Source organism: Micromonospora siamensis (assembly GCF_900090305.1).
GTDB classification, from domain to species: domain Bacteria; phylum Actinomycetota; class Actinomycetes; order Mycobacteriales; family Micromonosporaceae; genus Micromonospora; species Micromonospora siamensis.
In genome coordinates this window covers 3,183,915-3,208,416 of sequence record NZ_LT607751.1, presented here as the reverse complement: position 1 = coordinate 3,208,416, position 24,502 = coordinate 3,183,915, and the positions used below count along the sequence as shown (strand labels likewise).

Here is a 24,502-nt window from a genome sequence, read left to right as displayed (position 1 = left end):
ACCCCGCACCCAGCACAGCGGCGACCGCCGCGTCGGCATCCCCTCAACCACCGAAGGAGGCACCACATGAACAGGAATCCGGCCCCCATCGTGCCGAAGTGGCACTCCCCCGCCGAGGTCGCCGCGATCCTCGGCTACGGCCTGTCGAAAGTGAAGATGAAGATTGCCACCGGGGAACTGCGCTCGATCAAGGACGGCAAGTACCGCCGCATCCTGCCGGAATGGATCGATGAGTACATCCAGGCGCAGATCGATCGGGAGGAGGCGGCCTGATGGCCGGCAAACGCGCCAACGGTGAAGGGTCCATCTTCCCGTACCGCAACGGCTTCGCCGCCTACGTCTGGGTCACCAAGCCCGACGGCAAACGGGACCGCAAGTACGTCTACGGGAAGACCCGCGACGAGGTCCACGACAAGTGGGTCCGGCTGCACCAGCAAGCCAAGGCCGGGCCGGTCGCCACGAATGTGCCGACGGTCGCGAACTACATGACGTACTGGCTGGCTGAGATCGTGGAGCCGAACCTCGCACCGCTCACCTACGCCACCTACGAGACGTTGACTCGCCTCTACATCATTCCCGGTATTGGCGCTAAGCGGCTCGACGGCCGGCTGTCGGTGCGGGAGGTGCAGACCTGGCTTAACAAGGTCGCGAAGACCTGCCAGTGCTGCGCCCAGGGAAAGGACGAACGCCGGCCGCCGAAGGACCGGAAATGCTGCGCGATCGGCCGGTGCTGCCAAGACATCCCCGCCGCCCGGACGGTGAAGGGCATTCGCGCCGTTCTCCGCTCGGCACTCTCTCAGGCCGTCGTGGAAGAGCTGGTCGCCAAGAACGTGGCGGCGCTCGTGAAGCTCCCGCCGATCCGCGCCCGCAAGGGGAAGTCGTGGAGCAGCGAGGAAGCACGGGCGTTCCTGGAGTCGTCCCGCGACGGCGACGACTACCTCTATGCCGCCTACGTCCTGGTCCTCGTGCTCGGCCTTCGTAAGGGTGAAGTACTCGGCCTGACGTGGGATCACATCGAGTGGGGCGGCTGGGACAAGCCCTGCACGCCACACGGCGAGGAATTCTGCGAGCACTGCCGGGAGCAGCACGACATCAGCCTCGTCATCGACAAGCAGCTCCAACGGGTACGCGGTCGGCTCCTGCACCGGGCCACCAAGACCGAGGAGTCCGACGCCCCCTTGCCACTACCGGCCATCTGCGTCACCGCGCTGCGGCGCCGCCACCGCCAACAGGAGGCGGCAAGAGAGAAGGCCGGCGAGGCATGGCACGACACGGGCATGGTCCTTACGACGCGCTATGGACTGCCGGTCGAACCGCGGAACTTCAACCGCTCCTACGACGCCCGGATCGCCAACGCCGGCGTCCCGAAGATCACGGTTCACGACGCCCGACGCACCTGCGGTTCCCTGCTGGTCGACCTGGACGTGCATCCCCGGATCGCGATGGCGATCCTGAGACACGCGGACTTCTCAATCACGATGGAGATCTACAGCCAGGTGTCGTCCAAGGCCACGCGGGAAGCCCTGCGGAAGCTCGGCGAAAGCCTCGATCAATGAGCCGTTGCTGTACTTCGCTGCTGTACAAGATCAGAAAAGGCCACCCGGAAGATTCCGAATGGCCTCTGACCTGCGTCGGGACGGCCGGATTCGAACCGACGACCCCTTGACCCCCAGTCAAGTGCGCTACCAAGCTGCGCCACGTCCCGATGCCCCCGCGCGGTTTCCCCCGCGACAGCCGGTACAGCTTAGCGCAGGATCTTCGCACCGCGCGCACAGGCCCCACCCGTCATCCACCGCCGCCGCGAGGTGATGCCGCTTCCGCTTCGGGGAGCGTCTGGGCGGCGTGGTACCGGCGGTCCACTACCAGCATGACCACGACCACGACGACCAGCGCGGCGAGGTTCAGCGCTCCGCTGGTGGCCAGGCCGACGGGCACCGTGCCGATGACGGCGACGACCGTGATCACCCTGCTGCGCACCGGCGCGATACGCAGTGAACACCGGATCGCGATGATCGCCGCCAGGTAGGAAGCCCACCATCCCGAGGAACAGCAGCAGCTTCTGGGCGGGTAGCCGCGGCGGCACGTGGTTGGCCAACCCCACGTACCCGTCGAACATCCAGCAGAGGATGCCGAAGAGCAGCAGGACGCGGCCGAAGCCGGCCACCGTCAGGTCCGCCTCCAGGATCCGGGTGAGCTGGGTCAGCGTGAAGACGAAGACGAAGACGAAGACGAAGACGACGTCGACGAAGACCTCGACCGGGGTCACCCGGTCGGCCGGGGCACCACTGGGGTACTGCCATCGGGGCGCCCTCATGATCCCGGCTCGGTGCGCCGCAGCCGCTCGACCAGCTCCCGTACCGCCTCGGTGAACCGCTCGTCGGACTCGCACGGCCAGTGGCCCTGGATGGGCGGCGGCACGCTGTCCCCCGGCGGCGCCACCACGTCCCGCGGGTCCCGCAGCCGCCGGTCCACGGCGCCTGCCGGTCCGGCAACGGGTGGGTCGCCCGGCCGGTGGGCGGCGAAGATCCAGCCGCCGATCGGGTCGGTGTCGCGCCACAGGTTGAGCCAGCGCCAGCCGATCCGGTCGCCGATCTCGTGCAGTACGTCCCGACCCAGGTACGCGGGGAAGAGCCGGGCGTACAGGCGGTCCAGCGGCGAGCCGTAGGTCAGCAGCGCCACCCGCCGGCGTACCCGGGGCGGCAGTTGGAGCACGGTGGCGGCCAGCAGGACGGAGCCGTGGCTGTGCCCGGTGAGCAGGACGCCGGCGTGCCGCTCGGCCAGGTAGCAGATCCGCTTGGCCAGTTCCGGCACGGCGCGTTCGGCGTAGCAGGGCGGCGCGAAGGGGTGGGCGGCCCGGGGCCAGAACGTCCCGAGGTCCCAGAGCACGCCGACGTACCGGCGGAACTCGGCGGTCCGGTACGCGAACAGCCCACCGACGACGAGGGCGACCACGACGCCGGCGATCAGGTAACTGCCGACGGTGAGGGCGAAGTTGACGAAGTCGCTCGGTACGCCGAGGAGGCGCTCGGCCAGCGGGCTGGGTTGCACGCCGAACAGCCCGAGCACGCTCGCGGCCAGCCCGAGCGCCGTCAGGAAGGCGTACATCATCGCCAGTGAGCCGAAGCGTTCGGTGAAGCGGGCCCGGGTGATGGTCTTCGCGACCCGCTCCGTGCGGGCGGCGGCCGCCGGCGGGGCGTCGGGGAAGTCGGCCGCGACGATCGCCGCGGCGGCCCGGCGGCGGTCGCGGCGGGTCAGCAGGGTCGTCCCGACGGCGAGCAGCACCGCCGCGATCGAGGTGAAGAAGAAGCTGAAGATCGCCCACTTGTAGGCCGGCGGTGGGGCGGCCAGGTCGTCGGGGCGCGCGGTGATGGCGCGGCGGTTCAGGAAGTATGCCGTCCGGTAGACCAATTCGGCGGAGAGCGCACCCGCGAGGCCCACCGCCACCGACGCGAGGACCGGCGCGCCGAGGCCGCGCATCGGCTCCGGCCGGGAGTTCCGCCCGGCCCGCCGCGACAGCGCCAGCACGGCCAGCGCGACCAACTGCACCATCTGGGCGAGGAGCACCCAGCCGACGATCCGGCCGTATCCGGGCAGGCCCAACGACGCCGGCCAGCCGTCGCGGTTCAGCGCGACGACGGCGACGGCGACGACGGCCAGCCCGCAGGCGATCGCGCGCAGCCCCGAGGTGAGCCCGTCCGGCGTACGGGCGGCGGCGGGGCGTTCCAGCAGGGCGGGAACGCAGAGCAGCGCCGCGCAGGCGACCAGCACCAGCAGCGTGAGCGCGGCCAGCACGGTGGGCACCCGGGAGGGGTCGGCGGCGTCGCTCGCCACGAGGAGGACGAGGGCCAGCATCGCGAACGCGGCGGCGGTGTGGATCGCGCGCAGCCGGCCCACCATCGGCATGGCGTCCCACTGGCCGACCGCGGTGAGGCGGTCCCCGCCGGGTTCGCCGCCGGGGGTGCGGAACGCGTCGTACGAGTGGCCGGGTCGGGCGCCGAGCAGCCAGACCAGCACGATGGCGGCGACGGGCAGCAGGGTCAGCACCGCCAGCCGCAGCCCCGGGGGGCGGTCACCCAGCCAGGACAGCCAGGTGCGGCTGGTCAGGCACCGCGCGGAGCCCATGCACTTCCAGGCGATCAGGTCGAGGGCGACTCCGGCGGCGGATAGCACGTAGAGCAGGGTGAGGTTGAGCGCGACGAGCCGGCACAGCACCTTGACGCCGCCCCCCGATCCCCGCCCGGCGGGCCGCATCCAGATCGCCACGTTGCTCAGCATGAACGGCAGCAGGAAGACCAGCGAGAGCGTCCGGACGGCGGTGCCCGACGGCAGGTCGCTCCACCGGTACGCCTCCAGCACCACGCCGCCCGGTCCGGTGGAGTCCGGGTAGCCGGGCCGGGGGCGGTGGAAGCCGCCGCTGCGGTCGCCGGCCACCTGGTACAGGTGCGGCCGGTCGAGGATCTGGCCGGCCTCCGCGCCGGACACGCCGTGCACCCGCAGCTCCACCACGGCCCGGGACGCCTCCTGGCGCCGGGACGGCGACCCCTCCGACATCGGCCCGACCCCCGCGGCATGGCCGGCGACCCGGTACGGGCCGCGGACCGACGTCGGGACGACCCCGGCGCCGGCTGGCGCGGGTGACTACCCCCACGATGCCGGGTCATTCATGGGCACGATGCGCGCCACTCTCCCTAAGGCGTCCTAGGAGGGTGGGGTGTCGGCGGGTACGCGGACGCCGGGTGACCTGAGGCGGTCACCCGGCGTCGGGGCGTACCAGGATCAGCCGTGCGCCTTGCCGCGGCCACCCGGGCCGAGCTTCTTGCGCGGGCGTACCGAGATCTCCACCGGGCTGCCCTCGAAGCCGAACTCCTCGCGCAGCTTGCGCTCGACGAAGCGCTGGTAGCCGGCGTCCAGCGGCGCGGTGGTGAACAGCACGAAGCGCGGCGGGGCGACGCCGGCCTGGGTGGCGAAGAGGATCTTCGGGGCCCGACCGCCGCGCACCGGGTGCGGGGTGGCCTGCACCAGCGCGGTGAGCCACTGGTTGAGCTGGGCGGTGGGGACCCGGGTCTCCCAGCTGGCCAGCGCCTTGCGCAGCGCCGGGGCGAGCTTGTCGACCGCCCGGCCGGTCTGCGCGGACAGGTTCAACCGGATCGCCCAGGGGATGCGGCGCAGCTCCCGGTCGATCTCCTTGTCCAGGTAGTACCGGCGGTCGGCGTCGACCAGGTCCCACTTGTTGAACGCGATGACCAGGGCCCGGCCGGCCTCGACGACCATGGAGAGGATCCGCTGGTCCTGCTCGCTGATCACCTCGCTGGAGTCCAGCAGCACCACCGCCACCTCGGCCGCCTCGATCGCCGCGGCGGTCCGCAGGCTCGCGTAGTACTCCGTGCCGCTGGCCTGGCCGACCCGCTTGCGCAGGCCCGCCGTGTCCACCAGCTGCCAGGTCTCCCCGCCGATCTCCACCAGGCTGTCCACCGGGTCGACGGTGGTGCCGGCGACCGAGTCGACGACCGCCCGCTCCTCACCGGAGAAGCGGTTGAGCAGGCTCGACTTGCCGACGTTGGGACGGCCGACCAGGGCCACCCGGCGCGGGCCGCGCGGGCGGTTCTCCACGATCTTGGGCGCCTCGGGCATCGCGTCCAGGATCGCGTCGAGCAGCTCGCCGGAACCCCGGCCGTGCAGCGCGGAGACCGGGTACGGCTCGCCGAGGCCCAGCGACCACAGCGAGGTGGCCTCCAGCTCGATGGCGGTGTTGTCGGTCTTGTTGGCGACCAGGATCACCGGCTTGGCGCTGCGCCGCAGCATCTTCACCGCGGCCTCGTCCACGTCGGTCGAGCCGACCATGGCGTCCACCACGAAGATCACCACGTCGGCGGTGGCCACCGCGATCTCGGCCTGCGCGGCGATCGCCTTCGCCCGGTCCTTCGCGTCCGGCTCCCAGCCGCCGGTGTCCACGACGGTGAACTGCCGGCCGTTCCACTGCGCGTCGTACGGCACCCGGTCCCGGGTCACCCCGGGAATGTCCTCGACGACCGCCTGCCGGCGGCCGATGATCCGGTTGACCAGCGTCGACTTGCCCACGTTGGGGCGGCCGACCACGGCCACCACCGGCTGCGGACCGGACTGCTCCTCGGCGTCGAGGTCCGGCTCCCGCAGCTCCACCCAGCCGAGATCCTCAGTCACGCCCGGCCACCCTTCGTTCGCGACTGCGGGGCTCGCAACACCGGCTCACTCCTCGCACTCACAGGGCACCCCGCTCGGTGAGCAGCTCGCGCAGCCGGGCCACGACCTCGTCGATGCCCAGCTCGGTGGTGTCCAGCACGACCGCGTCGTCGGCCTGCCGCAGCGGGTCGGCCTTGCGGGTCGAGTCCAGCCGGTCCCGGCGGGCCAGGTCGGCTGCGGTCGCCGCGACGTCGGCGGCGTCCTCGGTGCTGCGCCGCTTCGCGCGCGCCGACTCGGAGGCGGTCAGGTAGACCTTCAGGTCGGCGTCGGGGGCCACCACCGAACCGATGTCGCGGCCCTCGACCACGATCCGGCCGGCGTTGGCGATCATCTCCCGCTGCCGCTGCACCAGCAGGGCGCGCACGGCGGGGACGGCGGCGACGGCGGAGACCGCCGCGACGACTTCCGGGCCCCGGATGTCCTTGTCGACGGTGGTGCCGTCGACGGTCACGCCGTACCCCTGGGGGTCGGTGCCGATGCGCAGCTCGACCTCACCGGCGACCTTGGCCACCGACTCGACGTCGGCCGGGTCGACGCCGGAGCGCAGCACGGCCCAGGTGATCGCCCGGTACATCGCCCCGGTGTCCAGGTAGCGGGCGTCGATGCCGCTCGCCAGCCGTCGGGAGACGGTGGACTTGCCCGAACCGGATGGCCCGTCGACGGCGACCACACACCGCCCGGTTCGTATGTTCTGCCCCACCGTGTTCCTCCTCGGCCCGTGTCTCGCGGGCACCCTGCTGTGCCGTTGAGCGGATGTGTTCGGTGTCAATGATGCCCGCGGCCCCGATCGGGCCCGCACGCGCCGCTCCCGGAGGCGATCCACGCCACCGGCCGGCGCCCGGCCGCGACGAAGCCTACCGGCAGCGGTACCCGTAACGACGCCGGTCAGTCCCCGACGGCCTTGAACAGGGCGGCGACCTCCGCGTTGGTCAGCCGGCGCAGCCGCCCGGTGCGCAGGTCGCCCAGCTTGATCGGCCCGATCGAGGTACGGATCAGCCGGGACACCGGGTGCCCGACCTCGGCCATCAGGCGCCGGACGATGTGCTTGCGCCCCTCGTGCAGGGTCAGCTCCACCTGGGCGCTCTTGCCCAGGGTGTCCACCAGCTTGAACGAGTCGAGCTTGACCGGCCCGTCCTCCAGCTCCACGCCGGTCAGCAGCCGCTTGCTCAGGTTGCGCGGGATCGGCCCGGCCACCTCGGCCAGGTACGTCTTGAGCACCTCGTACGACGGGTGCATCAGCTTGTGCGCGAGGGTGCCGTCGTTGGTGAGCAGCAGCAGGCCCTCGCTGTCGGCGTCGAGCCGCCCGACGTGGTAGACCCGCTGCTCCAGCCGCGCGCCGATGAAGTCCGCCAGCTCGGTACGGCCCTTCTCGTCGGCCATGGTGGTGACCACCCCGCGCGGCTTGTTCATCGCCACGTAGACCAGGCGGACGTCGGCCTGCAACCGCTCCCCGTCGACGACGATCACGTCGCGGGTCGGGTCGGCCTTGTCGCCGAGCTGCGCCACCCGCCCGTTCACGGTCACCCGGCGCCGGAAGATCAGGTCCTCACAGGCACGCCGGGAGCCCACGCCGGCGGCGGCGAGCACCTTCTGCAGGCGCTCGGCGCTCTCGTACACGGGCGCGTCGGGCTTCGGGGAACGGTCATCGCGTGGCATCGGCAAGCTCTTCTACGTCGTCGGGCAGGAAAGGGGCGAGCGGCGGCAGGTCGGCCACCGAGTCCAGGCCCAGCTTCTCCAGGAACAGGGTGGTGGTCCGGTAGAGGAACGCCCCGCTGTCGGATTCGGTGCCGCACTCCTCGACCAGGCCGCGGGAGACCAGGGTACGGATCACCCCGTCGCAGTTCACACCCCGGATGGCCGAGATGCGGGACCGGGTCACCGGCTGCTTGTAGGCGATCACGGCCAGGGTCTCCAGGGCGGCCTGGGTCAACCGTACCGACTGCCCGTCCAACACGAACCGCTCGACGTGCTCGGCGTATTCCGGCCGGGTGTACAACCGCCAGCCACCGGCGGCCTGGCGAAGCTCGAAGCCGTGCCCGGCGGCCGTGTAGCCCGCGGCGATGTCGTCGAGCACCGGCCCGATCCGCTCCGGGGACTGGTCGAGGACCTGGGCCAGGGTGAGTTCGCTCACCGGCTCGTCCACCACCAGCAGGATGGCCTCCAGGGCGCCGCGCAGCTCCGCGTCGTCCAGCACCGGCGCGGGCTCCGGCACGGCCGTCGCGCGCCGCCGCCCCGCCGGCCGGTTCCGGGGTACGCCGGCAGCCGGCTCCCCCGCCGTCGGCGGCTGCCCGGGCGTGCCGTCCCGGTCGTCGCGGCCGGCCCGCTCGCGCGGCTCGGCCTCCGGTCCACCGGTCTCCGGTTCTGCGGGCTCCCACGACCCGGCGGCCGTCTGCCCGGACGGCGTGGCCGCCTCCTCCGCTCCGGCCGACGCCGGCTCGCCCACCATCTCCGGATCTTGGACAGTTTCCGTTCCTGACGAACGGAAACTGTCCAAGATCGGCGACTCCTCAGCGGGGGCGGTGTCCGATTGGGGTTGCGCGGGTGTGGCAGCCGGCGGGCGCTCCCAGGGTGGGATCCAGGCGGCGGCCTGCTCGGCCAGGGAGTCGCGCCGCTGTTCGTCGCTCATCGGGTCACTCCTGCGTCTGCGCGGTCTCGTGCACCACACCGGCCGCCCCGCCGGCCGGTGCCGGAGCACCCTCGACCGACGCAGTTTCCGGGCCCGGGGCCGGTTCGGCGGGGGCGCCGGCGTACTCGTCGACGTCCAGCTCGGTGTCGCCGTCGGCCGGGCCGGTCCAGCGTACGGTCAGCTCTTCGAGGGCCTGCTCCTGCACGAACGCGACGAGGCCCTGCCGGTACAGCTCCAGCAGGGCCAGGAAGCGGGCCACCACCTCGAGGGTCATCTCGCAGTCGGCGCAGAGCGCGCTGAACGTGGCGGTGCCGGCCCGGCGCAGCCGCCCGGAGATGATCTCGGCGTGTTCGCGGACGCTGACCCGGACCATGTGCACGTGGGCGATGGAGACCTCCGGCACCGGCTTCGGGGTCATCGCCTTCACGGCGAGCTTGAGCAGCCGCTGCGGGCCGATGCCGAGCACCAGGTCGGGCAGCGCCTCGGCGTACCGGGGCTCCAGGGTGACCGCCCGCGGATAGCGTCGGCCGCCCACCGCCTCCAGTTCGGCGATGTGCGCCGCCGCCTCCTTGTACGCCTTGTACTGCAACAGCCGGGCGAAGAGCAGGTCCCGGGCCTCCAGCAGGGCCAGGTCCTCCTCGTCCTCCACCTCGGCCGAGGGCAGCAGCCGGGCCGCCTTCAGATCCAGCAGGGTCGCCGCGATCAGCAGGAACTCGCTGGTCTCGTCCAGGTCCCACTGGTCGCCCATCGCCCGGATGTACGCGATGAACTCGTCGGTGACCTTGTGCAACGCCACCTCGGTGACGTCCAGCTTGTGCTTGCTGATCAGTTGCAGCAGCAGGTCGAACGGGCCGGTGAAGTTCGCCAGCCGGACGGTGAACCCGGCGCTCTCCTGCGCCTCCGGCACGCCGGCGCCGTCGGTGGGCACCTTGGCGGCGACCTCGGCCGCCACCACGGGCGGCTGCTCCGGGGTCGTCGGCGGGTCCAGCAGGGGCGCGGTCACCGGAAGACCGTAGTCCACGTCGGGGCCGCCCGGGCTGCCGGCTACCGCTCCGCCTGGGCGGCGATCACCTCACGGGCGAGCTGGCGGTAGTTGCGGGCGCCCGAGGAGGCCGGGTCGAGGGTGGTGATCGGCGCACCGGCCACCGTGGACTCCGGGAACTTGACCGTCTTGGTGATGACGGTCTGGTAGACCTTGTCGCCGAACGCCTCGACGACCCGCTGGAGCACCTGCCGGCAGTGCGTGGTGCGGGAGTCGTACATGGTGGCGAGGATGCCCTCGAGTTCCAGGTCGAAGTTGAGCCGCTCGCGGACCTTGTCGATGGTGTCCAGCAGCAGCGCGACACCGCGCAGGCTGAAGAACTCGCACTCCAGTGGGATGAGCACGCCGTGCGCGACGGTGAGCGCGTTGATCGCCAGCAGGCCCAGCGAGGGCTGGCAGTCGATCAGGATGTAGTCGTACTCCTTGCGGATGGTCCGCAGCACCCGGGCCAGGGCCATCTCCCGGGCGACCTCGTTGACCAGCTGGATCTCGGCGGCCGACAGGTCGATGTTGGCGGGCAGCAGGTGCAGCCCGGCGACGTCGGTCTTGATCAGGACGTCCTCGGCGGTGACGTCGTCCTGCATGAGCAGGTTGTAGACCGACAGGTCGAGGTTGTGCGGGTTGACGCCCAGGCCCACCGAGAGCGCGCCCTGCGGGTCGAAGTCGACCAGCAGCACCTTGCGGCCGTATTCCGCCAGCGCCGCGCCCAGGTTGATGGTGGTGGTCGTCTTGCCGACGCCACCCTTCTGGTTGGCCATCGCGATGATCCGCGCCGGGCCGTGCCGGTCGGTCGGCATCGGCTCGGGGATGGGCTTGCGCATCGTGTACGCCGCCGGGTCCGCCGGCCCGAGGTCCGCGCCGAGCGACGCCTGTTGCTCACGGAGCTCCGACGTCCAGGCGTCGGCACGATCACCGTTGCCAGCCATGTCCTCGTTGCCCCCTCCCGACGACCACCCGGCGTCGGAGCCGTCCGACGTCCTTCGCGGCGCCGCTGCGCACCCCGGTCGTGTCACCCCAGGAGGTCCGCGCCGAAGCCGACTGTACGCCACCGGCGAGCAGGGCGTTCGGTACCGGTCCGGCGTGTCGGCCGGTGACGATGTCGCGACGCGCCGGGGCGGTTCAGTCGGAATGCCGTTTCGTTCGCGACTGCGGGGCTCGCAACCCCGGCTCACTCCTCGCGCTCACCCGAGGGCGCGGGGGTGGGCGGTGGCGTACACCTCGCGCAGCCGCTCCACGGTGACCAACGTGTACACCTGGGTGGTGGTCACCGAGGCGTGCCCGAGCAACTCCTGGACCACCCGCACGTCCGCGCCGCCGTCGAGCAGGTGGGTGGCGTAGGAGTGGCGCAGGGTGTGCGGGGAGACCGCCTCCGGACCGTCGGTGGGCAGTCCGGCGCGCTCGGCGGCGCGACGCAGGATGGTCCAGGCGCCCTGCCGGGTCAGCGGGCCACCGCGGGCGTTGAGGAAGACCACCGGGGTGCCGCGGCCGGTCGCGGCCAACTGCGGGCGGGCCCGCACCAGCCAGGCGCGCAGCGCCTCCACGGCGTACCCGCCGATCGGGACCAGCCGGGTCCGGCCGCCCTTGCCGCGCAGCAGCACCGCGCCATCGGCGGTGTCCAGGTCGTCCACGGCCAGGCCGAGCGCCTCGGAGATCCGCGCCCCGGTGCCGTACAGGAACTCCAGCAACGCCCGGTCGCGCAGCGCCAGGGCCGCGCCCTCGCCGGTGGCGGTGGTCGGCCCGGCGGTCTCCAGCAGCCGGATCACGTCCTCGACGGGCAGCGCCCGGGGCAGCCGGCGGGCCGGCGTGGGCGGGCGGACGTCCCGGCTCGGGTCGGCGCCGGCCAGCCCCTCGCGGACGGCGAAGCGGTGCAGGCCGCGCACGGCGCTGGCCGCCCGGGCGGCCGACGCGGCGGCCAGCGGCGGGTGCTCGTCGTCGCCGGCGCGCAGCCGGGCCAGGTGCGACTCGACGGTGCCGGCGTCGACCGAGGCCAGGTCGCCGACCCCGGCGGCGGCGAGGGTCGCCAGGTAGCGATCCAGGTCCCGGCGGTACGACGCGAGCGTGTTCGCCGACAGTCCCCGCTCGACGGTCAGGTGGTCGAGGTAGCCGCGCACGGCACGGCGCAGGGCCGGCCCGGGCTGCGTGCCCGGGCCGGCCCTGCGCGCAGCAGCGGTCAGGCTGTTCCCCTTCGGGCTGGCGTTCCTCAGCCCAGGACCTCGTCCAGCGGCAGGGTCGGCATGCCGTGCGCCTCGGCCACCGGGCCGTAGACGACCTGGCCGTCGTGGGTGTTCAGGCCCAGCGCCAGCGCCGGGTCGTTGCGCAGCGCCTGCCGCCAGCCCTGGTTGGCCAGCTCCAGCGCGTACGGCAGGGTGACGTTGGTCAGCGCGTAGGTGCTGGTGTTCGGCACCGCGCCCGGCATGTTCGCCACGCAGTAGAAGATCGAGTCGTGCACCTTGTAGACCGGGTCGGCGTGCGTGGTCGGGCGCGAGTCCTCGAAGCAGCCGCCCTGGTCGATGGCGATGTCGACGAGCACGCTGCCCGGCTTCATCCGGGAGACCAGCTCGTTGGAGATGAGCTTCGGGGCCTTCGCGCCGGGCACCAGCACCGCGCCGATGACCAGGTCCGCGTCGAGCACGGCCCGCTCGATCTCGTACGCGTTGGAGGCGACGGTCTGCAGGTGGCCGCGGTAGATGGCGTCGGCGGAGCGCAGCCGGGCGACGTTCTTGTCCAGCAGCAGCACCTCGGACTGCAGGCCCAGCGCGATGGCGGCGGCGTTCAGGCCGGAGACGCCGGCGCCGATGACGACGGTCTTCGCGGCGTACACGCCGGAGACGCCGCCGGGCAGCACACCCCGCCCGCCGCCGGTACGCATCATGTAGAAGGCGCCCACCTGCGGGGCGAGCCGGCCGGCGACCTCGGACATCGGGGCGAGCAGCGGCAGCGACCGGTCGGGCAGCTCGACGGTCTCGTACGCGATGCCGGTGACCTTGCGGTCGACCAGCGCGTCGGTGCAGTCCTTGGAGGCGGCCAGGTGCAGGTAGGTGAAGAGCACCTGCCCCTCGCGCATCCGGTGGTACTCCTCGGCGACCGGCTCCTTGACCTTGAGCACCAGCTCGGCGGTCTCCCACACCTCGTCGGCGGTGCCCAGGATCTTGGCGCCGGCGGCGGCGAACTCGTCGTCGGTGATGCTGGACCCGACCCCGGCGCCGGACTCGACGAAGACCTCGTGCCCGTTGCGGGTGAACTCGTTGACGCCCGCCGGCGTGATCGCCACGCGGTACTCGTGGTTCTTGACCTCGCGTGGGATTCCGACCTTCACGATGCAGACACCTTCCTCCGGGGCTGCTCGTCCCCGACTGCTCGGTGCCACGACGGCTCCGTTGCCGACGCGGTCCACCGGTACCGCCGGCGGCAGTCTAGGGCCGTGGTCACCCTCCCGGAGCCAGCACAGTGACATCCGGTGTCCGGTCCGCCTGACGATGTGTCAGGCGGGCCGGGCCAGCCGCCGCGCCGCGGCCTCGCGCCCCCATCGTCGCACCACGTGACGGTCGTCGCCGGCCGGACGCGACGCGTCCGGACCCGGTGTGCCGGCCACGGTGGGACGCGCGGGCGGGTCACCCACCCCGAGCGGCGGGGCACAACGGGTTCGAGCCTGATACCTCACGGGTATTTTGATGACTCTCAGGTATCACGCTCAGGACACTCCTCGCCCCCGACGCGAACGGGGCCGCCCGGTGGTCACCGGACGGCCCCGTCGGGGCGTACGCGAGGGTCAGCCGGGCAGCGGGGCGTCGGCCCGGCGCAGCACCGACCAGCCGGCGTCGCGGGCCCGGGCGGCGGCCAGCAGGCCGGCCACGCACGGACCGTTGGTGATCTCGCCGGCCAGCACCATGCCGACCGCCTCGTTCAGGTCGAGGCGGACGACCTGGAGGTCGGCCTCCTCGTCGGTCCGCTCGTGCCGCTGCCGCTGCGGCACCTCGGCCAGGTCCCGGGCCAGGAAGATCCGGACCAGCTCGTTGGAGAAGCCCGGCGAGGTGTGCAGGTCGACCAGCAGGTCGATCCGCCCGGCGGTCAGGTCCGCCTCCTCGGCCAGCTCCCGGGCCGCCGCCGTGGGCAGCTCCTCGCCGTCGACGTCCATCAGCCCGGCGGGCAGCTCCCACAGGTGCCGCCCGACCGGGTGCCGGTACTGCCGCAGCAGCACCACCTGGCCGGCGTCGTCGAGCGCCACCACGGCGACCGCGCCCACGTGCCGCACGTGGTCCCGGGGCGCGGTGCCGCCACCGGGCATGGTGACCTGGTCGCTGAGCACGGTGAAGATCGGCCCGGCGTAGCGCTCGGTCCGGTCGGTCACCTCGTAACGGTGCTCGACGGCACTCATGAGCCCGAGGCCGCCTTGGCCGCCGGGGCGCCGCCGTTGCGGCCGGCCTTCTTCGCCGCCGCCGGGGCAGCGGCATCCAGGTCGACCGGGAGCCGGTCGGCCTCGGAGTACGCGATGGCGGCCTTGACGAAGCCGGCGAAGAGCGGATGCGGCCGGGTCGGCCGGCTCTTCAGCTCCGGATGCGCCTGGGTGGCCACGAAGAACGGGTGCAGCTCCCGGTCCAGCTCGATGAACTCGACCAGCCGGCCGTCCGGCGAGGTGCCCGAGATGTGCAGCCCGGCCTTCTCGAGCTGGTCGCGGTAGGCGTTGTTCACCTCGTACCGGTGCCGGTGCCGCTCACTGACCTCGGTGCTGCCGTACGCCTGCGCGACGATCGACCCCTCGGTCAGCTTCGCCGGGTAAGCCCCCAGCCGCATGGTGCCGCCCAGGTCGCCCCGGCCGGCCACGATGTCCTCCTGGTCGGCCATGGTGGCGATGACCGGGTGCTTGGCCTCCTCGTCGAACTCCAGCGAGTTCGCGCCGTCGAGGCCGGCCAGGTGGCGGGCCACCTCGATGGTCATGCACTGCAGGCCGAGGCAGAGGCCGAGCAGCGGGATGCCGTTCTCCCGGGCGTACCGGGCGGTGCCGATCTTGCCCTCGATGCCGCGGACGCCGAACCCGCCGGGAATGACGATGCCGTCCACACCCGCCAGGGCGGCTGCCGCGCCGGCCGGGGTGACGCAGTCGTCGCTGGGCACCCACTTCAGCTGCACCCGGGCCCGGTGGCCGAACCCGGCCGCCCGGATCGCCTCGCTGACCGACAGGTACGCGTCGGGCAGGTCGACGTACTTGCCGACCAGCGCGACGGTGACCGTGTGGCGCGGCTGGTGCACCCGGTCCAGCAGGTCGTCCCAGCTGGTCCAGTCCACGTCCCGGAACGACAGCCCGAGCCGGCGCACCACGTACGCGTCGAGGCCCTCGCGGTGCAGCACCTTCGGGATGTCGTAGATGCTCGGCGCGTCCGGGGCGGCGACGACAGCCTCGCGGTCCACGTCGCAGTAGAGGGAGAGCTTCTCCTTCAGCTTCTCCGGGATCTCCCGGTCGCAGCGCAGCACGATGGCGTCGGGCTGGATCCCGATGTTGCGCAGCTGCGCCACCGAGTGCTGGGTCGGCTTGGTCTTCAGCTCGCCCGACGGGGCCAGGTAGGGCACCAGCGAGACGTGCAGGTAGAAGCAGTTGTCCCGGCCCAGGTCGTGGCGGACCTGGCGGATCGCCTCCAGGAACGGCAGCGACTCGATGTCGCCCACCGTGCCGCCGACCTCGGTGATCACCACGTCCGGCACCTGGCCGTCGCCGTCCGGGTCGGCCATGCCGACGATCCGGGCCTTGATCTCGTTGGTGATGTGCGGGATGACCTGGACGGTGTCGCCCAGGTACTCCCCGCGCCGCTCCTTGGCGATCACGTCCGAGTAGATCTGACCGGTGGTGACGTTCGCCTTGCCGGAGAGCGCCCGGTCGAGGAACCGCTCGTAGTGCCCGACGTCGAGGTCCGTCTCGGCGCCGTCGTCGGTGACGAAGACCTCGCCGTGCTGGAACGGGTTCATCGTGCCCGGGTCCACGTTGAGGTACGGGTCGAGCTTCTGCATCACCACGCGCAACCCGCGGGCGGTCAGCAGATTGCCGAGGCTGGAGGCGGTGAGGCCCTTACCCAGCGAGGAGGCGACTCCCCCGGTGACGAAAATGTGCCTGGTCGTCCGTGCTGTTGGGGCCAAGGCCTGCTCCCGTGTCGTCCGTCGCGGTCGTGCGAACCGCCGTGCCGATCAGCGAAGTGATCACGCAGTCCACGGGATTCCACGGTAACACCTTCCCGTCCGACGGCCCTGGCCGCACCCGGCCTCGCGGCCGCGTCCGGCCGCACCGGCTCAGCGGAGCGTGGCCCCGGTCGATGGCCGCCTGGCCTGCGGCGGCACCGGTCCGGCACCGTCCTCGTCCGGTCCGTCACCGGTGTCCGGTGCGCCCGCTCCCCCACCCGGGGGCACCTCCGGCGGGTCCCCGGCCGGCGGGTCGCTCGCCGCGTCGTCCCACGGGCGCCCGATGACCGGCTGGGTGCGGTCGGTGGAGTGGTCCAGCACCCGCAGCGCCGCCAGCGCCGCCATCGGCACCACCAGCGCCCCGGCCGCCCCGGCCACGTCCAGGGCCACCCCGCCCAGCAGACCGCCGATCCCGGCCGCCACGGCCGTACCGGCCATCGCCGCCCGGACCGCCGGGTAGATGCCGAACAGCCGCATCAGCCCGCCCCACGGCTGGAGCAGCGCCAGAAAGACCAGCGCCGCGCCGGCCAGCGCGATCACCGTCAGCGGGCTGTTAACCAGCGTCTGGAAGTTCGCGCTGCTGGACCGGTGCACGGTCAGCCCGCCGGTGCCGTCGCCCAGGGCGGCCAGGAAGCGGCCCAGGCTGCCCCGCTCGTACTCGGGCCGGCGCAGGTCCACCACCGCGAAACCGACGGTCACCGCCAGGCCGGCCATCGTCGCCCAGACCAGCCGGCTCACCGTCAACCAGCCACCGGTGCTGATCGCCGCGGCGACGCTCACCCCGGCGGTCAGGGCGATCGCGCCGATCGAGTCGGCACCCAGGTACGGGCTGCCGACCACCACCACCGCCACACCGCCCACCAGCACCATCACCGCCGGACGCCAGCCCCGCCGGACCCGCTGGGCCAACCAGCCGCCGCACAGCAGCGCGCCGGCCAGGAACACCCCGAGCCCGACCGTGCCCAGCCCGGCGTACCGGCCGCCCTCCAGGGCCGAGTAGCCCACCACGCCGTTGAGCTGCAACCGGGCGCCGGTGAACACGTCCGCCCCGACCACCAGGGTGGCCAGGCCGGCGACCGCGCCGAGCGGTCCCAGCGTCCGGGCGTACCCCGGGGCGAACCGCACGACGGCGGTCGCACCCACCGTCAGCAGCACCGTGACCACCCCGAAGTACAGCCCGGCGTGGTCGCCACGCCACCAGGGCACCGCGTCGGCGAGCAGCGCCGCCGGCACGGCCAGCGAGGCGGCGATCAGCAGCAGCTCCACCACCCGCACCACCCGCGAAGAGACCGGAACGGGTCCGTGCGGGCCGGCGTGCCGGCGGGCCCGGCGCAGCAGCGGCAGCACCGCCACGGCCAGCGCCACCTGCGCCGCGGCCAGCAGGGCGAAGAACCAGCCGGCCACCCGCCGCTGCGCGCCCGCCTCCCGGTCCGCGTCGGCGGGCGCCGCGATCGCCGCGGGCAGGTCGTCGGGGCGACCCGGCACCGACTGGGCGGGACGGCCCAGGAAGAGCCGCTCGGGCATCGGACGGCCCAGCGCCACCAGGGCGGTCGGCGCCAGGTCCGCCAGTTGCAGGTAGCCTTCGCGGCCGGTGCTGGCGGAGGTCAGCCAGCCCCGCTCCCAGCCCGGCCCGTCGGCCACGGCCACGTGCAACCGCGACGTCTGGTCCGTGTCGGAGATCCCGGCGACCAGCACCAGCGAGCGGGGCGGGCGGGCGGCCAGCACCCGGGCCAGCTGCTCGTCGGCGCGCCGGGCCGCCTCCTGCCGCGCCGCCGGGTCCTCGCCGGTCACCGTGCCCAGGTCCACGATGCTCAGCACGCAGGAACCGAGCAGGGCCCGCGGGTCGCGGGGCAGCGCCGAGGCGTACCGGTCGACCCGGCCGAACGGCCGGGCCGCGGCGACCGCCGCTCCCGGGCCGACCGCCACCGAGCAGCGCACCGACTCCGACAGCGAGCCGGGCACCGCGCCCCACGGCAGCCGGTCCTGGTTGTAGCCGACCACGCTCTGCTGCTGGGGCAGGTTCGCGCCGATCCCGTCCGGCTGTTCCACGGTGACCGCCGTGGTCGGGCAGCCGCCCGCGTGCCGGGCGCCGTTCCAGGCGGCGAAGTTGCCGGCCCCGAGGGTCAGCCAGCCGTCCACCGGGCAGGTGGGGCGGTGCGCCGAGCGCACCGACAGCGACCCGATCGAGCCTTCCTCGGCCATCCGCCACAGCGTCGGCGTGCGCTGCGGGTCGACGTCCTCCCAGCGCAGGCCGGCGACCCCGGCGAGCACCACGAAGTCGGCCGACCGGCGCGGCCCGTCCCGCTCCGGCCGGGCCGCCAGCGCGGTGATGCCGAGCACCACCACGAGCAGGGTGAGCAGAACCGGGGTCAGTCGACGCAGCATCAGCGCTGCCCCGCCGACTCGGCGCCGCTGTCCGGCGCGGCGGGGCCGACTCCGACCGGCGCCAGCTCGGCGTAGAGCGCGGCCAGCGCGGCCACGGTGTCGGCCTCGGTGGGCCAGGTGGCCGCCCGGCGGACACCCCGTCGGCCCAGGTCGGCGCGGCGTTCGGGGTCGTCGAGCAGCCCGCGTACCGCCGCGTCCACCGCGTCCACGTCGCCGGGCGGCACCAGCAGGGCCGCGTCGCCGACCAGCTCCGGCAGGCCGCCGGTGTCGGTCGCCACCAGGGGTACGCCGGCCCGCAGCGCCTCCTGGGCGAACAGCTGGCGGGCCTCCCAGTCGCTGGTGACCACCGCCAGGTCGGCACCGGCCAGCAGGTCGGCGACGTCGGTACGGTGCCCGAGCAGGGTCACCGGCGCCCGGGTGGCGGAGATCCGGGCGGCCAGCGGCAGGTACGCCGGACCGCTCCCGGCGATCACCACCACCGGCGCCGGCCGGCGGGTACGCCAGCGTGCGGCGGCGTCGACCAGGATGTCGTACCGCTTCTGCGGGTGCAGCCGGCCCACCGAGAGGATCAGGGGCTGGTCGGCGGCGACGGTGAACTCGGCGCGTACGGCCGCCCGGCGGCGGCGCGGGGCGGGCAGCGTGGGCGCGGCGACCGGCGCGAGGCGGGCGTCGGTCGCGCCCAGCGCGGCGGCCCGCTCGACCAGGTCGGTGGAGGCGCCCAGGGCTACCCGGGCGGACCGGGCCACGATCCGCTCGACCAGCCGGGACACCCGGCCGCGCAGCCCGCCGGCGAGCACCGCGTTGTGCCAGGTGACCACCACGGGGGCGGCCGGCCGGGCGAGGACCGCGACCAGCCCGGCGCGCAGCCCGTGCGCGTGGACCACGTCGACCGGCGTGGCGGCGAGCGCCCGGCGCAGCGCGGTGACCGCCCGGGCGTCGGCCGGGGTGGGGCTGGCCGGGATCTCGACGGCGGCGAAGCGGGCGCCGACCCCGGTGAAGTCGAACTGTTCCTCGGTCGCGGCCGGACCGCAGACCAGCACCGACGCGCCGCCCGCGGCCAGGCCCCGGGCCACCGACCGGACGTGCTGCCCCACCCCGCCCGTGCTGGAGGCGAGCAGCAGGGCCACCGAGCCGGGCCACCGGGGTTCCGGTGTCGTCTCCGTCATGGGCTCTGCTCTCCTTCCGTTCGCGACTGCGGGGCTCGCAACACCGGCTCACTCCTCGCGCTCACCGGTCCCCTTCCGTTCGCGACTGCGGGGCTCGCAACACCGGCTCACTCCTCGCGCTCACCGGTCCCCTTCCGTTCGCGACCGTGCGGCCGGCACCACGTCCTCGGCCGGGCCGGCAGCGGCCGGGGCGCGGCGTCGGCCCAGCCGGCGGGTGACCGCGGCCAGCAGCGGCGCCACGTCCCGCCGGTCCACCAGCCAGGCGACGGCGAGGAACACGGCCGCGACCACGACTCCGGACAGCATGCCCTGCAGCAGGGCCGCGCCGGTCGTCGGGGGCCCGCCACCGGCCACCAGGCGGGAGACGCCGACCCCGGCCAGCGCGGCCGGCACGACCGCCACCAGGCCGGCCAGGCTGGCCCGACCGACGCCGGCCAGCGCGGCCGGTCCCGCCGACCTGCGCACCGCCACCAGCAGCAGGGCGCCCAGCACGAGCATGCCGCCGGAGGTGGCCAGGGTCACCGCCGGCACGCGGTCCTCGACCGGCAGGAGCTGGCCGAGGAGCAGCACCAGCAGCGGCACGGTGAGCCACCCGACGGCCGTGGCGACGGTCGCGGCCCGGGTGGCGCCCCGGGCGTAGAGGGCGCGGGTCAGCACCGCGAAGAGGCCGTAGCCGAGCAGTCCGGGCGCGAAGCCGGTGATGGCCGCGGCGGCCGTGCCGGCGGCGGCCGGTGGGAAGAAGAAGTGCCCGACCGGGCCGGCCGTGCCGATCAGCGCGGCGGCGCCCAGCAGGCTGAACAGCACCACCCCCCGCACGGCCGGCGCGAGGGTCTCCCGGTAGGCCCGCTCGTCGCCGGCCGCGCGGGCGGCGGCCAGCGTCGGGTACGCGGCCACGGCCAGCGGCACCGCGAGCACCGCCCAGGGCAGGAAGTAGACGGTCTGGGCGAGGTTGTAGACGCCCGGGTTGGACCGCGGCCCGTAGCTGACCTGGTTGAGGCTGACCATGAGGGCGACCTGCTGGGCGGCGACCGTGACCACCCCGGCCACGGCCAGCCCGCCCACCCGGGCGCGGGCGTCGGCGGGGAACCCGTAGCCGGGGCGCAGCCGCAGGCCGAGCCGGCGCAGCGGGATCAGCAGGGACAGCGTCAGCACCACCACGCCGAAGGTGGTGCCGGCGGCGAGCAGGGTCTCCCCGGCCCGGCTCACCCCGCCGACGGTGGCCAGCCGCCCCTCGGCGACGGCGAAGGCCAGGTAGACCACGATGACCGTCAGGCTGGACAGCAGCGGCGCGATCACCGGCCAGGCGAACCGGCGGTGCGCCTGGAGCACCCCGGTCAGGACGATGCCGATCCCGTACATCGGCAGTTGCGGGGCGAACCAGCGCAGCATCCGTACGCCCGCGTCGTGCTGCTCGGCGGTGAGGCCGCCGCCCTGCAGCGCGATCAGCGGGCCCGCGAGCAGCGCCACCAGCACGGCCAGCGGGACCAGCAGGCTCACCGTCCAGGTCAGCAACGCGCCCGTGGTCGCGGCGACGGACCGGCGGTCGCCGGCCTCGACCGCCCCGGCCAGCAGGGGTACGACGAGGCTGGCCAGCGCCCCGCCGGCCACGATCTCGAAGATGAAGTTCGGCAGGTTGTTCGCGATGACGTAGGTGCCGCCGAGGTCCGACGGGCCGAGCGTCCAGGTGAACACCATGGTGCGGCCGAAGCCGGCGAGCCGGCTGAGCACGGTGAGCGCGGCGATGAGGGCGGCCGCTCCGGCGACCCGGCCGGCGCCGGCGAGGGGGGCCGGTTTCGTCACGTCAGTCGCGGCGACGGCCCAGCGCGTCGAGCTCCCGCAGCACGGGGGTCCGCTGGATCACCTGGGTGAAGCTGACCTTCTCGCTGGCGGCGGTGAGCCCGGCCAGCACGGCCAGCGCACCGGCCCGGCCCAGCGGCCCGGTACGGGCGGCCAGCGCGACGCCGAGCAGCGCGCCGAGCGCGTTGGCCCCGCTGTCGCCGAGCATCACCGTCTCGTCGAGGTCGTCGCCGAGCAGGCCGGCGGCGGCGCCGGCGGCACCGGCGGAGATCCCGCCGTACGGGCCGGTGGCGAGCGGGGCGGCGAGCAGCAGGCCGGACTTCGCCGCCCGGCCGGGACGCAGGTCGAGCAGGTTGAGCAGGTTCGCGGTGCCGGCCACCACGCCGGCGCCGAGCAGCACGTCCATGACGCGGCCGGGGCCGGTCTGCGCGCGGCGGCGGGGATGTGCGGCGACCCGGGGATCGGCGGCGAGCAGCACCGCCGCGCCCAGGCCGGCGGCACCCACCCCGACGATCTTGACCAGCCCGGCGGTGACCCGGCCCTCGCGCAGCGCGGCCAGGTGGCCCGCGAAGCCCTTGGCGGCCTTCTGCTCGGGCCGGGCGCCCACCACGTCGTCGTAGAGGCCGACGGCGCCCGAGCCCACCCCGGCGACCAGCGCCGCGAACCCGGCCGGCCCACTGCCCGCGCCGAGCGCGCCCGCGGTGGCGGCGCCGACGGCCAGCGCCGGCCCGGCCGCCAGGGTGACCGTGCGGCCGCGGAAGTTCGTCCGCTCCAGGGCGGGCGCCACCGGGGCGGTACGCACCTCGCGCAGGACGTAGCGGGCGGCCAGCGCCCCGGCTCCGGCGGCCAACAGCCGACCCCACCTGCTCACGCGAGCCCTCCGATCCGCCACCGGACGCACGCCGCGGCGCGGCGCGGACCGGACAGTCGTTCGTTCACTGGGGCAGTTTAGGCAACAGCGACGCCGCGTTACCGCCCACGCCGTACTGGCCGGCCTTCTTCTCTTCGATCTGCTGCACCAGGGCGAGGGTGGTGACCAGTTGACCCTGGATGGTGTTGGCGTTGTCGACGGTGGAGATGGTCTGCGCGAGCACCGGGTCGCCGCGGACCACGGAGACCACGTTGCCCCCCTCGGAGCCGTTGCCGCCGATCACGATCGCGCCGGTCCGGTCGAACTGTTCGGCGACCTTCACCACCGACTCGTCCTTCTTGACCGAGTCCTTGTCCACGTACGGCTGCCCGGTGACCAGCACGACCGCCTCGGCGGAGCGGGCCACCCGCTCCTCGGTGGTCAGGTAGCCGGCGTTGGTGTACGAGGCGAGCACGGCCCGTCGGTCGCCGTCGCTGACCGGGGCGGCGCCCTGCGCCCGGTCCAGCAGCACGCTGGCCAGCAGGGCGCTGGAGGTCTCCACGCCGTGCCCGTTGCCGGGCAGCCCGGAGGCGGGCGCGGTCGGCCGGGCGGCGGTGACCGCGAGCTCCATCAGGTTGGCGTTGTTGTCCGGGTTGATGAACTTGTCCTGCAGGTCGATCCGGCCGGTCACGTCGGCGTTGGCCAGCTCCAGCATCTTGAGCACACCCTCGGTGTGGTCGCGCCCGCTGGGCAGGCTGAGCACCAGCACCCGCTTGCCGGCCAGCTTGCCGGGGAGGACGGTCTGGGCGATCTCGGCCGCGAAGTCCTCCTCCATGTCCAGTTCCTTCTGGAGGCTGTTGACCGACTGGCGCATCTGCTGGTTGTCCTTGCGCAGCGCGCTGACGTTCTCCTTCAGCGAGTCGGCCACCGGGCCGTTGAGGGCGGCGGTGCCGACCACCAGGCCGATGGCCAACGCCAGGAAGACCGCGGTCAGGGACACCACGTGGTACCGGAAGTTGATCACGCTTGCAGCCTCTTGATCGGTGGGGGAGCTAGAAGAGCTGGCCGAGCTGGAACACGAAATTGTCCCACCACTCCGACACCACGCCCAAATACGCCTTGCCGACGGTGGAGACCGCCACCGCGGAGGCCATCGCCGCGATCGCGGAGAGCACCAGCAGCAGCAGGGACGAGCCGGAGATGCTCTGCCGGTAGAGCCGGCTGACGCCCTTGGCGTCGACGAGCTTGCCGCCCACCTTGAGCCGGGTGAGGAACGTCGAGGCCATGCCGCCGCGCCCCTTGTCGAGGAACTCGACCAGGGTGGCGTGGGTGCCGACCGCGACCAGCAGCGAGGCGCCCTTCTCGTCGGCCAGCAGCATCGCCAGGTCCTCGCTGGTCGCCGCCGCCGGGAAGGTGAGCGCCGGCACGCCGAGACCGTTGACCCGGGCCAGCCCGGGCGCCCGGCCGTCCGGGTAGGCGTGCACGATCACCTCGGCGCCGCAGCGCAGCACGTCGTCGGTGACCGAGTCCATGTCGCCGATGATCATGTCGGGGGTGTAGCCCGCCTCGACCAGCGCGTCCGCGCCGCCGTCCACCCCGATCAGCACCGGCTTGAACTCGCGGATGTACGGCCGCAGCACGTCCAGGTCGGCCTTGTAGTCGTAGCCGCGGACCACGATCAGGCAGTGCCGACCCTGCATCCGGGTCTGGATGTCCGGTACGCCTACACCGTCGAGCAGCAGGTCGCGTTCCTGCTTGAGGTAGTCCATGGTGTTGGCGGCGAACGCCTCCAACTGCACCGATAGCCCCTCGCGGGCGTCGGCCATCGCCTTGGCGACCGTCTCGGCGTCCTGCAGGGCGCCGTGCGCCACCGGCTCGTCGCCGACGTACACGGTGTTGCCCTCGATCCGGACCTGGTCGCCCTCGCGGATCTGCTCGAAGACCCCCTCGCCGAGGTCGTCCAGGAGCGGGATGCCGGCGGCGACCAGCACCTCCGGGCCCAGGTTCGGGTAGCGGCCGGAGACCGACGGCTTGGCGTTGAGCACCGCGGCGACGCCGACGGCGACCAGCGAGTCGGCCGCCACCCGGTCCAGGTCGACGTGGTCGATGACCGCGATGTCACCGGGTCGGAGTCGCCCGACCAGGCGTTTGGTACGACGGTCGAGGCGTGCGGTGCCGACGACCCGGCCCGCTTCCGCGTTTCGGGTTCGGCGCAACGTGGGTAGACGCATCGTGACCATCCTGGCATGTGA

Annotated in this window: 20 protein-coding genes and 1 tRNA gene; 2 read left to right on the top strand and 19 right to left on the bottom strand. The window is 73.5% G+C overall.

The annotated features are described in order from the left end of the window. The first annotated feature begins 66 nt into the window (after window positions 1-66). Both GA0074704_RS14725 and GA0074704_RS14720 read left to right on the top strand, forming a co-directional pair. The gene (locus GA0074704_RS14725) at window positions 67-273 is read left to right on the top strand and encodes an excisionase family DNA-binding protein (RefSeq protein WP_088971045.1); all 207 of its coding nucleotides are present in this window, start codon (window positions 67-69) and stop codon (window positions 271-273) included. After that, window positions 273-1,556 carry a tyrosine-type recombinase/integrase gene (locus GA0074704_RS14720; RefSeq protein ID WP_088971044.1) on the top strand — a complete coding sequence of 428 codons (1,284 nt, stop codon included), beginning with the start codon at window positions 273-275 and terminating at the stop codon, window positions 1,554-1,556. The genes GA0074704_RS14725 and GA0074704_RS14720 overlap by 1 nt, the downstream gene beginning before the upstream one ends. Before the next feature lie 75 nt (window positions 1,557-1,631). Here GA0074704_RS14720 and GA0074704_RS14715 read toward each other — a convergent pair. From GA0074704_RS14715 to steA, 19 genes are all read right to left on the bottom strand, one after another. After that, window positions 1,632-1,705: transfer RNA gene (locus GA0074704_RS14715), tRNA-Pro, on the bottom strand. A gap of 39 nt (window positions 1,706-1,744) precedes the next feature. Further along, entirely contained in the window at window positions 1,745-2,266 is a 522-nt protein-coding gene (locus GA0074704_RS14710; RefSeq protein ID WP_157743676.1) for a low temperature requirement protein A, read from the bottom strand. 44 nt (window positions 2,267-2,310) lie between these two features. Next, the gene (locus GA0074704_RS14705) at window positions 2,311-4,551 is read right to left on the bottom strand and encodes a hypothetical protein (protein WP_088971042.1); all 2,241 of its coding nucleotides are present in this window, start codon (window positions 4,549-4,551) and stop codon (window positions 2,311-2,313) included. A gap of 225 nt (window positions 4,552-4,776) precedes the next feature. Further along, window positions 4,777-6,180 (bottom strand): ribosome biogenesis GTPase Der, encoded by a 1,404-nt coding sequence (der, locus tag GA0074704_RS14700; protein WP_088971041.1) that lies wholly within the window; start codon window positions 6,178-6,180, stop codon window positions 4,777-4,779. Window positions 6,181-6,238: 58 nt separating this feature from the next. Further along, window positions 6,239-6,919, bottom strand: a complete 681-nt coding sequence (gene cmk / locus GA0074704_RS14695; protein WP_088971040.1) for a (d)CMP kinase — start codon at window positions 6,917-6,919, stop codon at window positions 6,239-6,241. Between the two features lie 185 nt (window positions 6,920-7,104). Further along, window positions 7,105-7,875 (bottom strand): pseudouridine synthase, encoded by a 771-nt coding sequence (locus tag GA0074704_RS14690; RefSeq protein WP_088971039.1) that lies wholly within the window; start codon window positions 7,873-7,875, stop codon window positions 7,105-7,107. Continuing rightward, window positions 7,862-8,845, bottom strand: a complete 984-nt coding sequence (gene scpB / locus GA0074704_RS14685; protein ID WP_088971038.1) for an SMC-Scp complex subunit ScpB — start codon at window positions 8,843-8,845, stop codon at window positions 7,862-7,864. Before scpB ends, GA0074704_RS14690 begins: the two co-directional genes overlap by 14 nt. Before the next feature lie 4 nt (window positions 8,846-8,849). Further along, a complete protein-coding gene (locus GA0074704_RS14680; protein WP_231926442.1) occupies window positions 8,850-9,848 on the bottom strand; it encodes a segregation and condensation protein A in 999 nt (332 codons plus the stop codon). Between the two features lie 41 nt (window positions 9,849-9,889). Continuing rightward, the gene (locus tag GA0074704_RS14675; RefSeq protein ID WP_088971037.1) at window positions 9,890-10,813 is read right to left on the bottom strand and encodes a ParA family protein; all 924 of its coding nucleotides are present in this window, start codon (window positions 10,811-10,813) and stop codon (window positions 9,890-9,892) included. 255 nt (window positions 10,814-11,068) lie between these two features. Continuing rightward, complete coding sequence (locus tag GA0074704_RS14670) at window positions 11,069-12,061, bottom strand: site-specific tyrosine recombinase XerD (protein ID WP_088973684.1); 993 nt, start codon at window positions 12,059-12,061, stop codon at window positions 11,069-11,071. 26 nt (window positions 12,062-12,087) lie between these two features. Then, window positions 12,088-13,203: an alanine dehydrogenase gene (gene ald, locus GA0074704_RS14665; RefSeq protein ID WP_088971036.1), complete on the bottom strand. Its 1,116-nt coding sequence runs from the start codon at window positions 13,201-13,203 to the stop codon at window positions 12,088-12,090. A gap of 453 nt (window positions 13,204-13,656) precedes the next feature. Next, window positions 13,657-14,262, bottom strand: coding sequence for an NUDIX domain-containing protein (locus tag GA0074704_RS14660; protein ID WP_088971035.1), 606 nt, complete (start codon window positions 14,260-14,262; stop codon window positions 13,657-13,659). Next, window positions 14,259-16,013, bottom strand: a complete 1,755-nt coding sequence (locus tag GA0074704_RS14655; protein WP_088971034.1) for a CTP synthase — start codon at window positions 16,011-16,013, stop codon at window positions 14,259-14,261. Before GA0074704_RS14655 ends, GA0074704_RS14660 begins: the two co-directional genes overlap by 4 nt. Before the next feature lie 150 nt (window positions 16,014-16,163). After that, window positions 16,164-18,437, bottom strand: a complete 2,274-nt coding sequence (locus GA0074704_RS14650; protein WP_231926440.1) for a hypothetical protein — start codon at window positions 18,435-18,437, stop codon at window positions 16,164-16,166. Continuing rightward, window positions 18,437-19,603: a glycosyltransferase family 4 protein gene (locus GA0074704_RS14645; protein ID WP_088971033.1), complete on the bottom strand. Its 1,167-nt coding sequence runs from the start codon at window positions 19,601-19,603 to the stop codon at window positions 18,437-18,439. The genes GA0074704_RS14650 and GA0074704_RS14645 overlap by 1 nt, the downstream gene beginning before the upstream one ends. A gap of 120 nt (window positions 19,604-19,723) precedes the next feature. Then, window positions 19,724-21,403 carry a murein biosynthesis integral membrane protein MurJ gene (gene murJ / locus GA0074704_RS14640; protein WP_088971032.1) on the bottom strand — a complete coding sequence of 560 codons (1,680 nt, stop codon included), beginning with the start codon at window positions 21,401-21,403 and terminating at the stop codon, window positions 19,724-19,726. A 1-nt stretch (window position 21,404) separates the two neighbouring features. Then, window positions 21,405-22,271, bottom strand: coding sequence for a hypothetical protein (locus tag GA0074704_RS14635; protein WP_088971031.1), 867 nt, complete (start codon window positions 22,269-22,271; stop codon window positions 21,405-21,407). 64 nt (window positions 22,272-22,335) lie between these two features. Further along, window positions 22,336-23,274, bottom strand: a complete 939-nt coding sequence (locus tag GA0074704_RS14630) for a copper transporter (protein ID WP_088971030.1) — start codon at window positions 23,272-23,274, stop codon at window positions 22,336-22,338. A gap of 28 nt (window positions 23,275-23,302) precedes the next feature. After that, a complete protein-coding gene (gene steA / locus GA0074704_RS14625) occupies window positions 23,303-24,481 on the bottom strand; it encodes a putative cytokinetic ring protein SteA (RefSeq protein WP_088973683.1) in 1,179 nt (392 codons plus the stop codon). Between the last annotated feature and the right edge of the window lie 21 nt (window positions 24,482-24,502).

Excerpts from the sequence above, each read along its gene's own strand:
- GA0074704_RS14650 (WP_231926440.1), bottom strand. The coding sequence starts at position 18,437 with ATGCTGCGTCGACTGACCCCGGTTCTGCTCACCCTGCTCGTGGTGGTG.
- GA0074704_RS14690 (WP_088971039.1), bottom strand. The coding sequence starts at position 7,875 with ATGCCACGCGATGACCGTTCCCCGAAGCCCGACGCGCCCGTGTACGAG.
- GA0074704_RS14720 (WP_088971044.1), top strand. The coding sequence starts at position 273 with ATGGCCGGCAAACGCGCCAACGGTGAAGGGTCCATCTTCCCGTACCGC.
- GA0074704_RS14645 (WP_088971033.1), bottom strand. The coding sequence starts at position 19,603 with ATGACGGAGACGACACCGGAACCCCGGTGGCCCGGCTCGGTGGCCCTG.
- GA0074704_RS14725 (WP_088971045.1), top strand. The coding sequence starts at position 67 with ATGAACAGGAATCCGGCCCCCATCGTGCCGAAGTGGCACTCCCCCGCC.
- GA0074704_RS14705 (WP_088971042.1), bottom strand. The coding sequence starts at position 4,551 with ATGTCGGAGGGGTCGCCGTCCCGGCGCCAGGAGGCGTCCCGGGCCGTG.
- scpB (WP_088971038.1), bottom strand. The coding sequence starts at position 8,845 with ATGAGCGACGAACAGCGGCGCGACTCCCTGGCCGAGCAGGCCGCCGCC.
- GA0074704_RS14660 (WP_088971035.1), bottom strand. The coding sequence starts at position 14,262 with ATGAGTGCCGTCGAGCACCGTTACGAGGTGACCGACCGGACCGAGCGC.
- GA0074704_RS14675 (WP_088971037.1), bottom strand. The coding sequence starts at position 10,813 with ATGGCTGGCAACGGTGATCGTGCCGACGCCTGGACGTCGGAGCTCCGT.
- steA (WP_088973683.1), bottom strand. The coding sequence starts at position 24,481 with ATGCGTCTACCCACGTTGCGCCGAACCCGAAACGCGGAAGCGGGCCGG.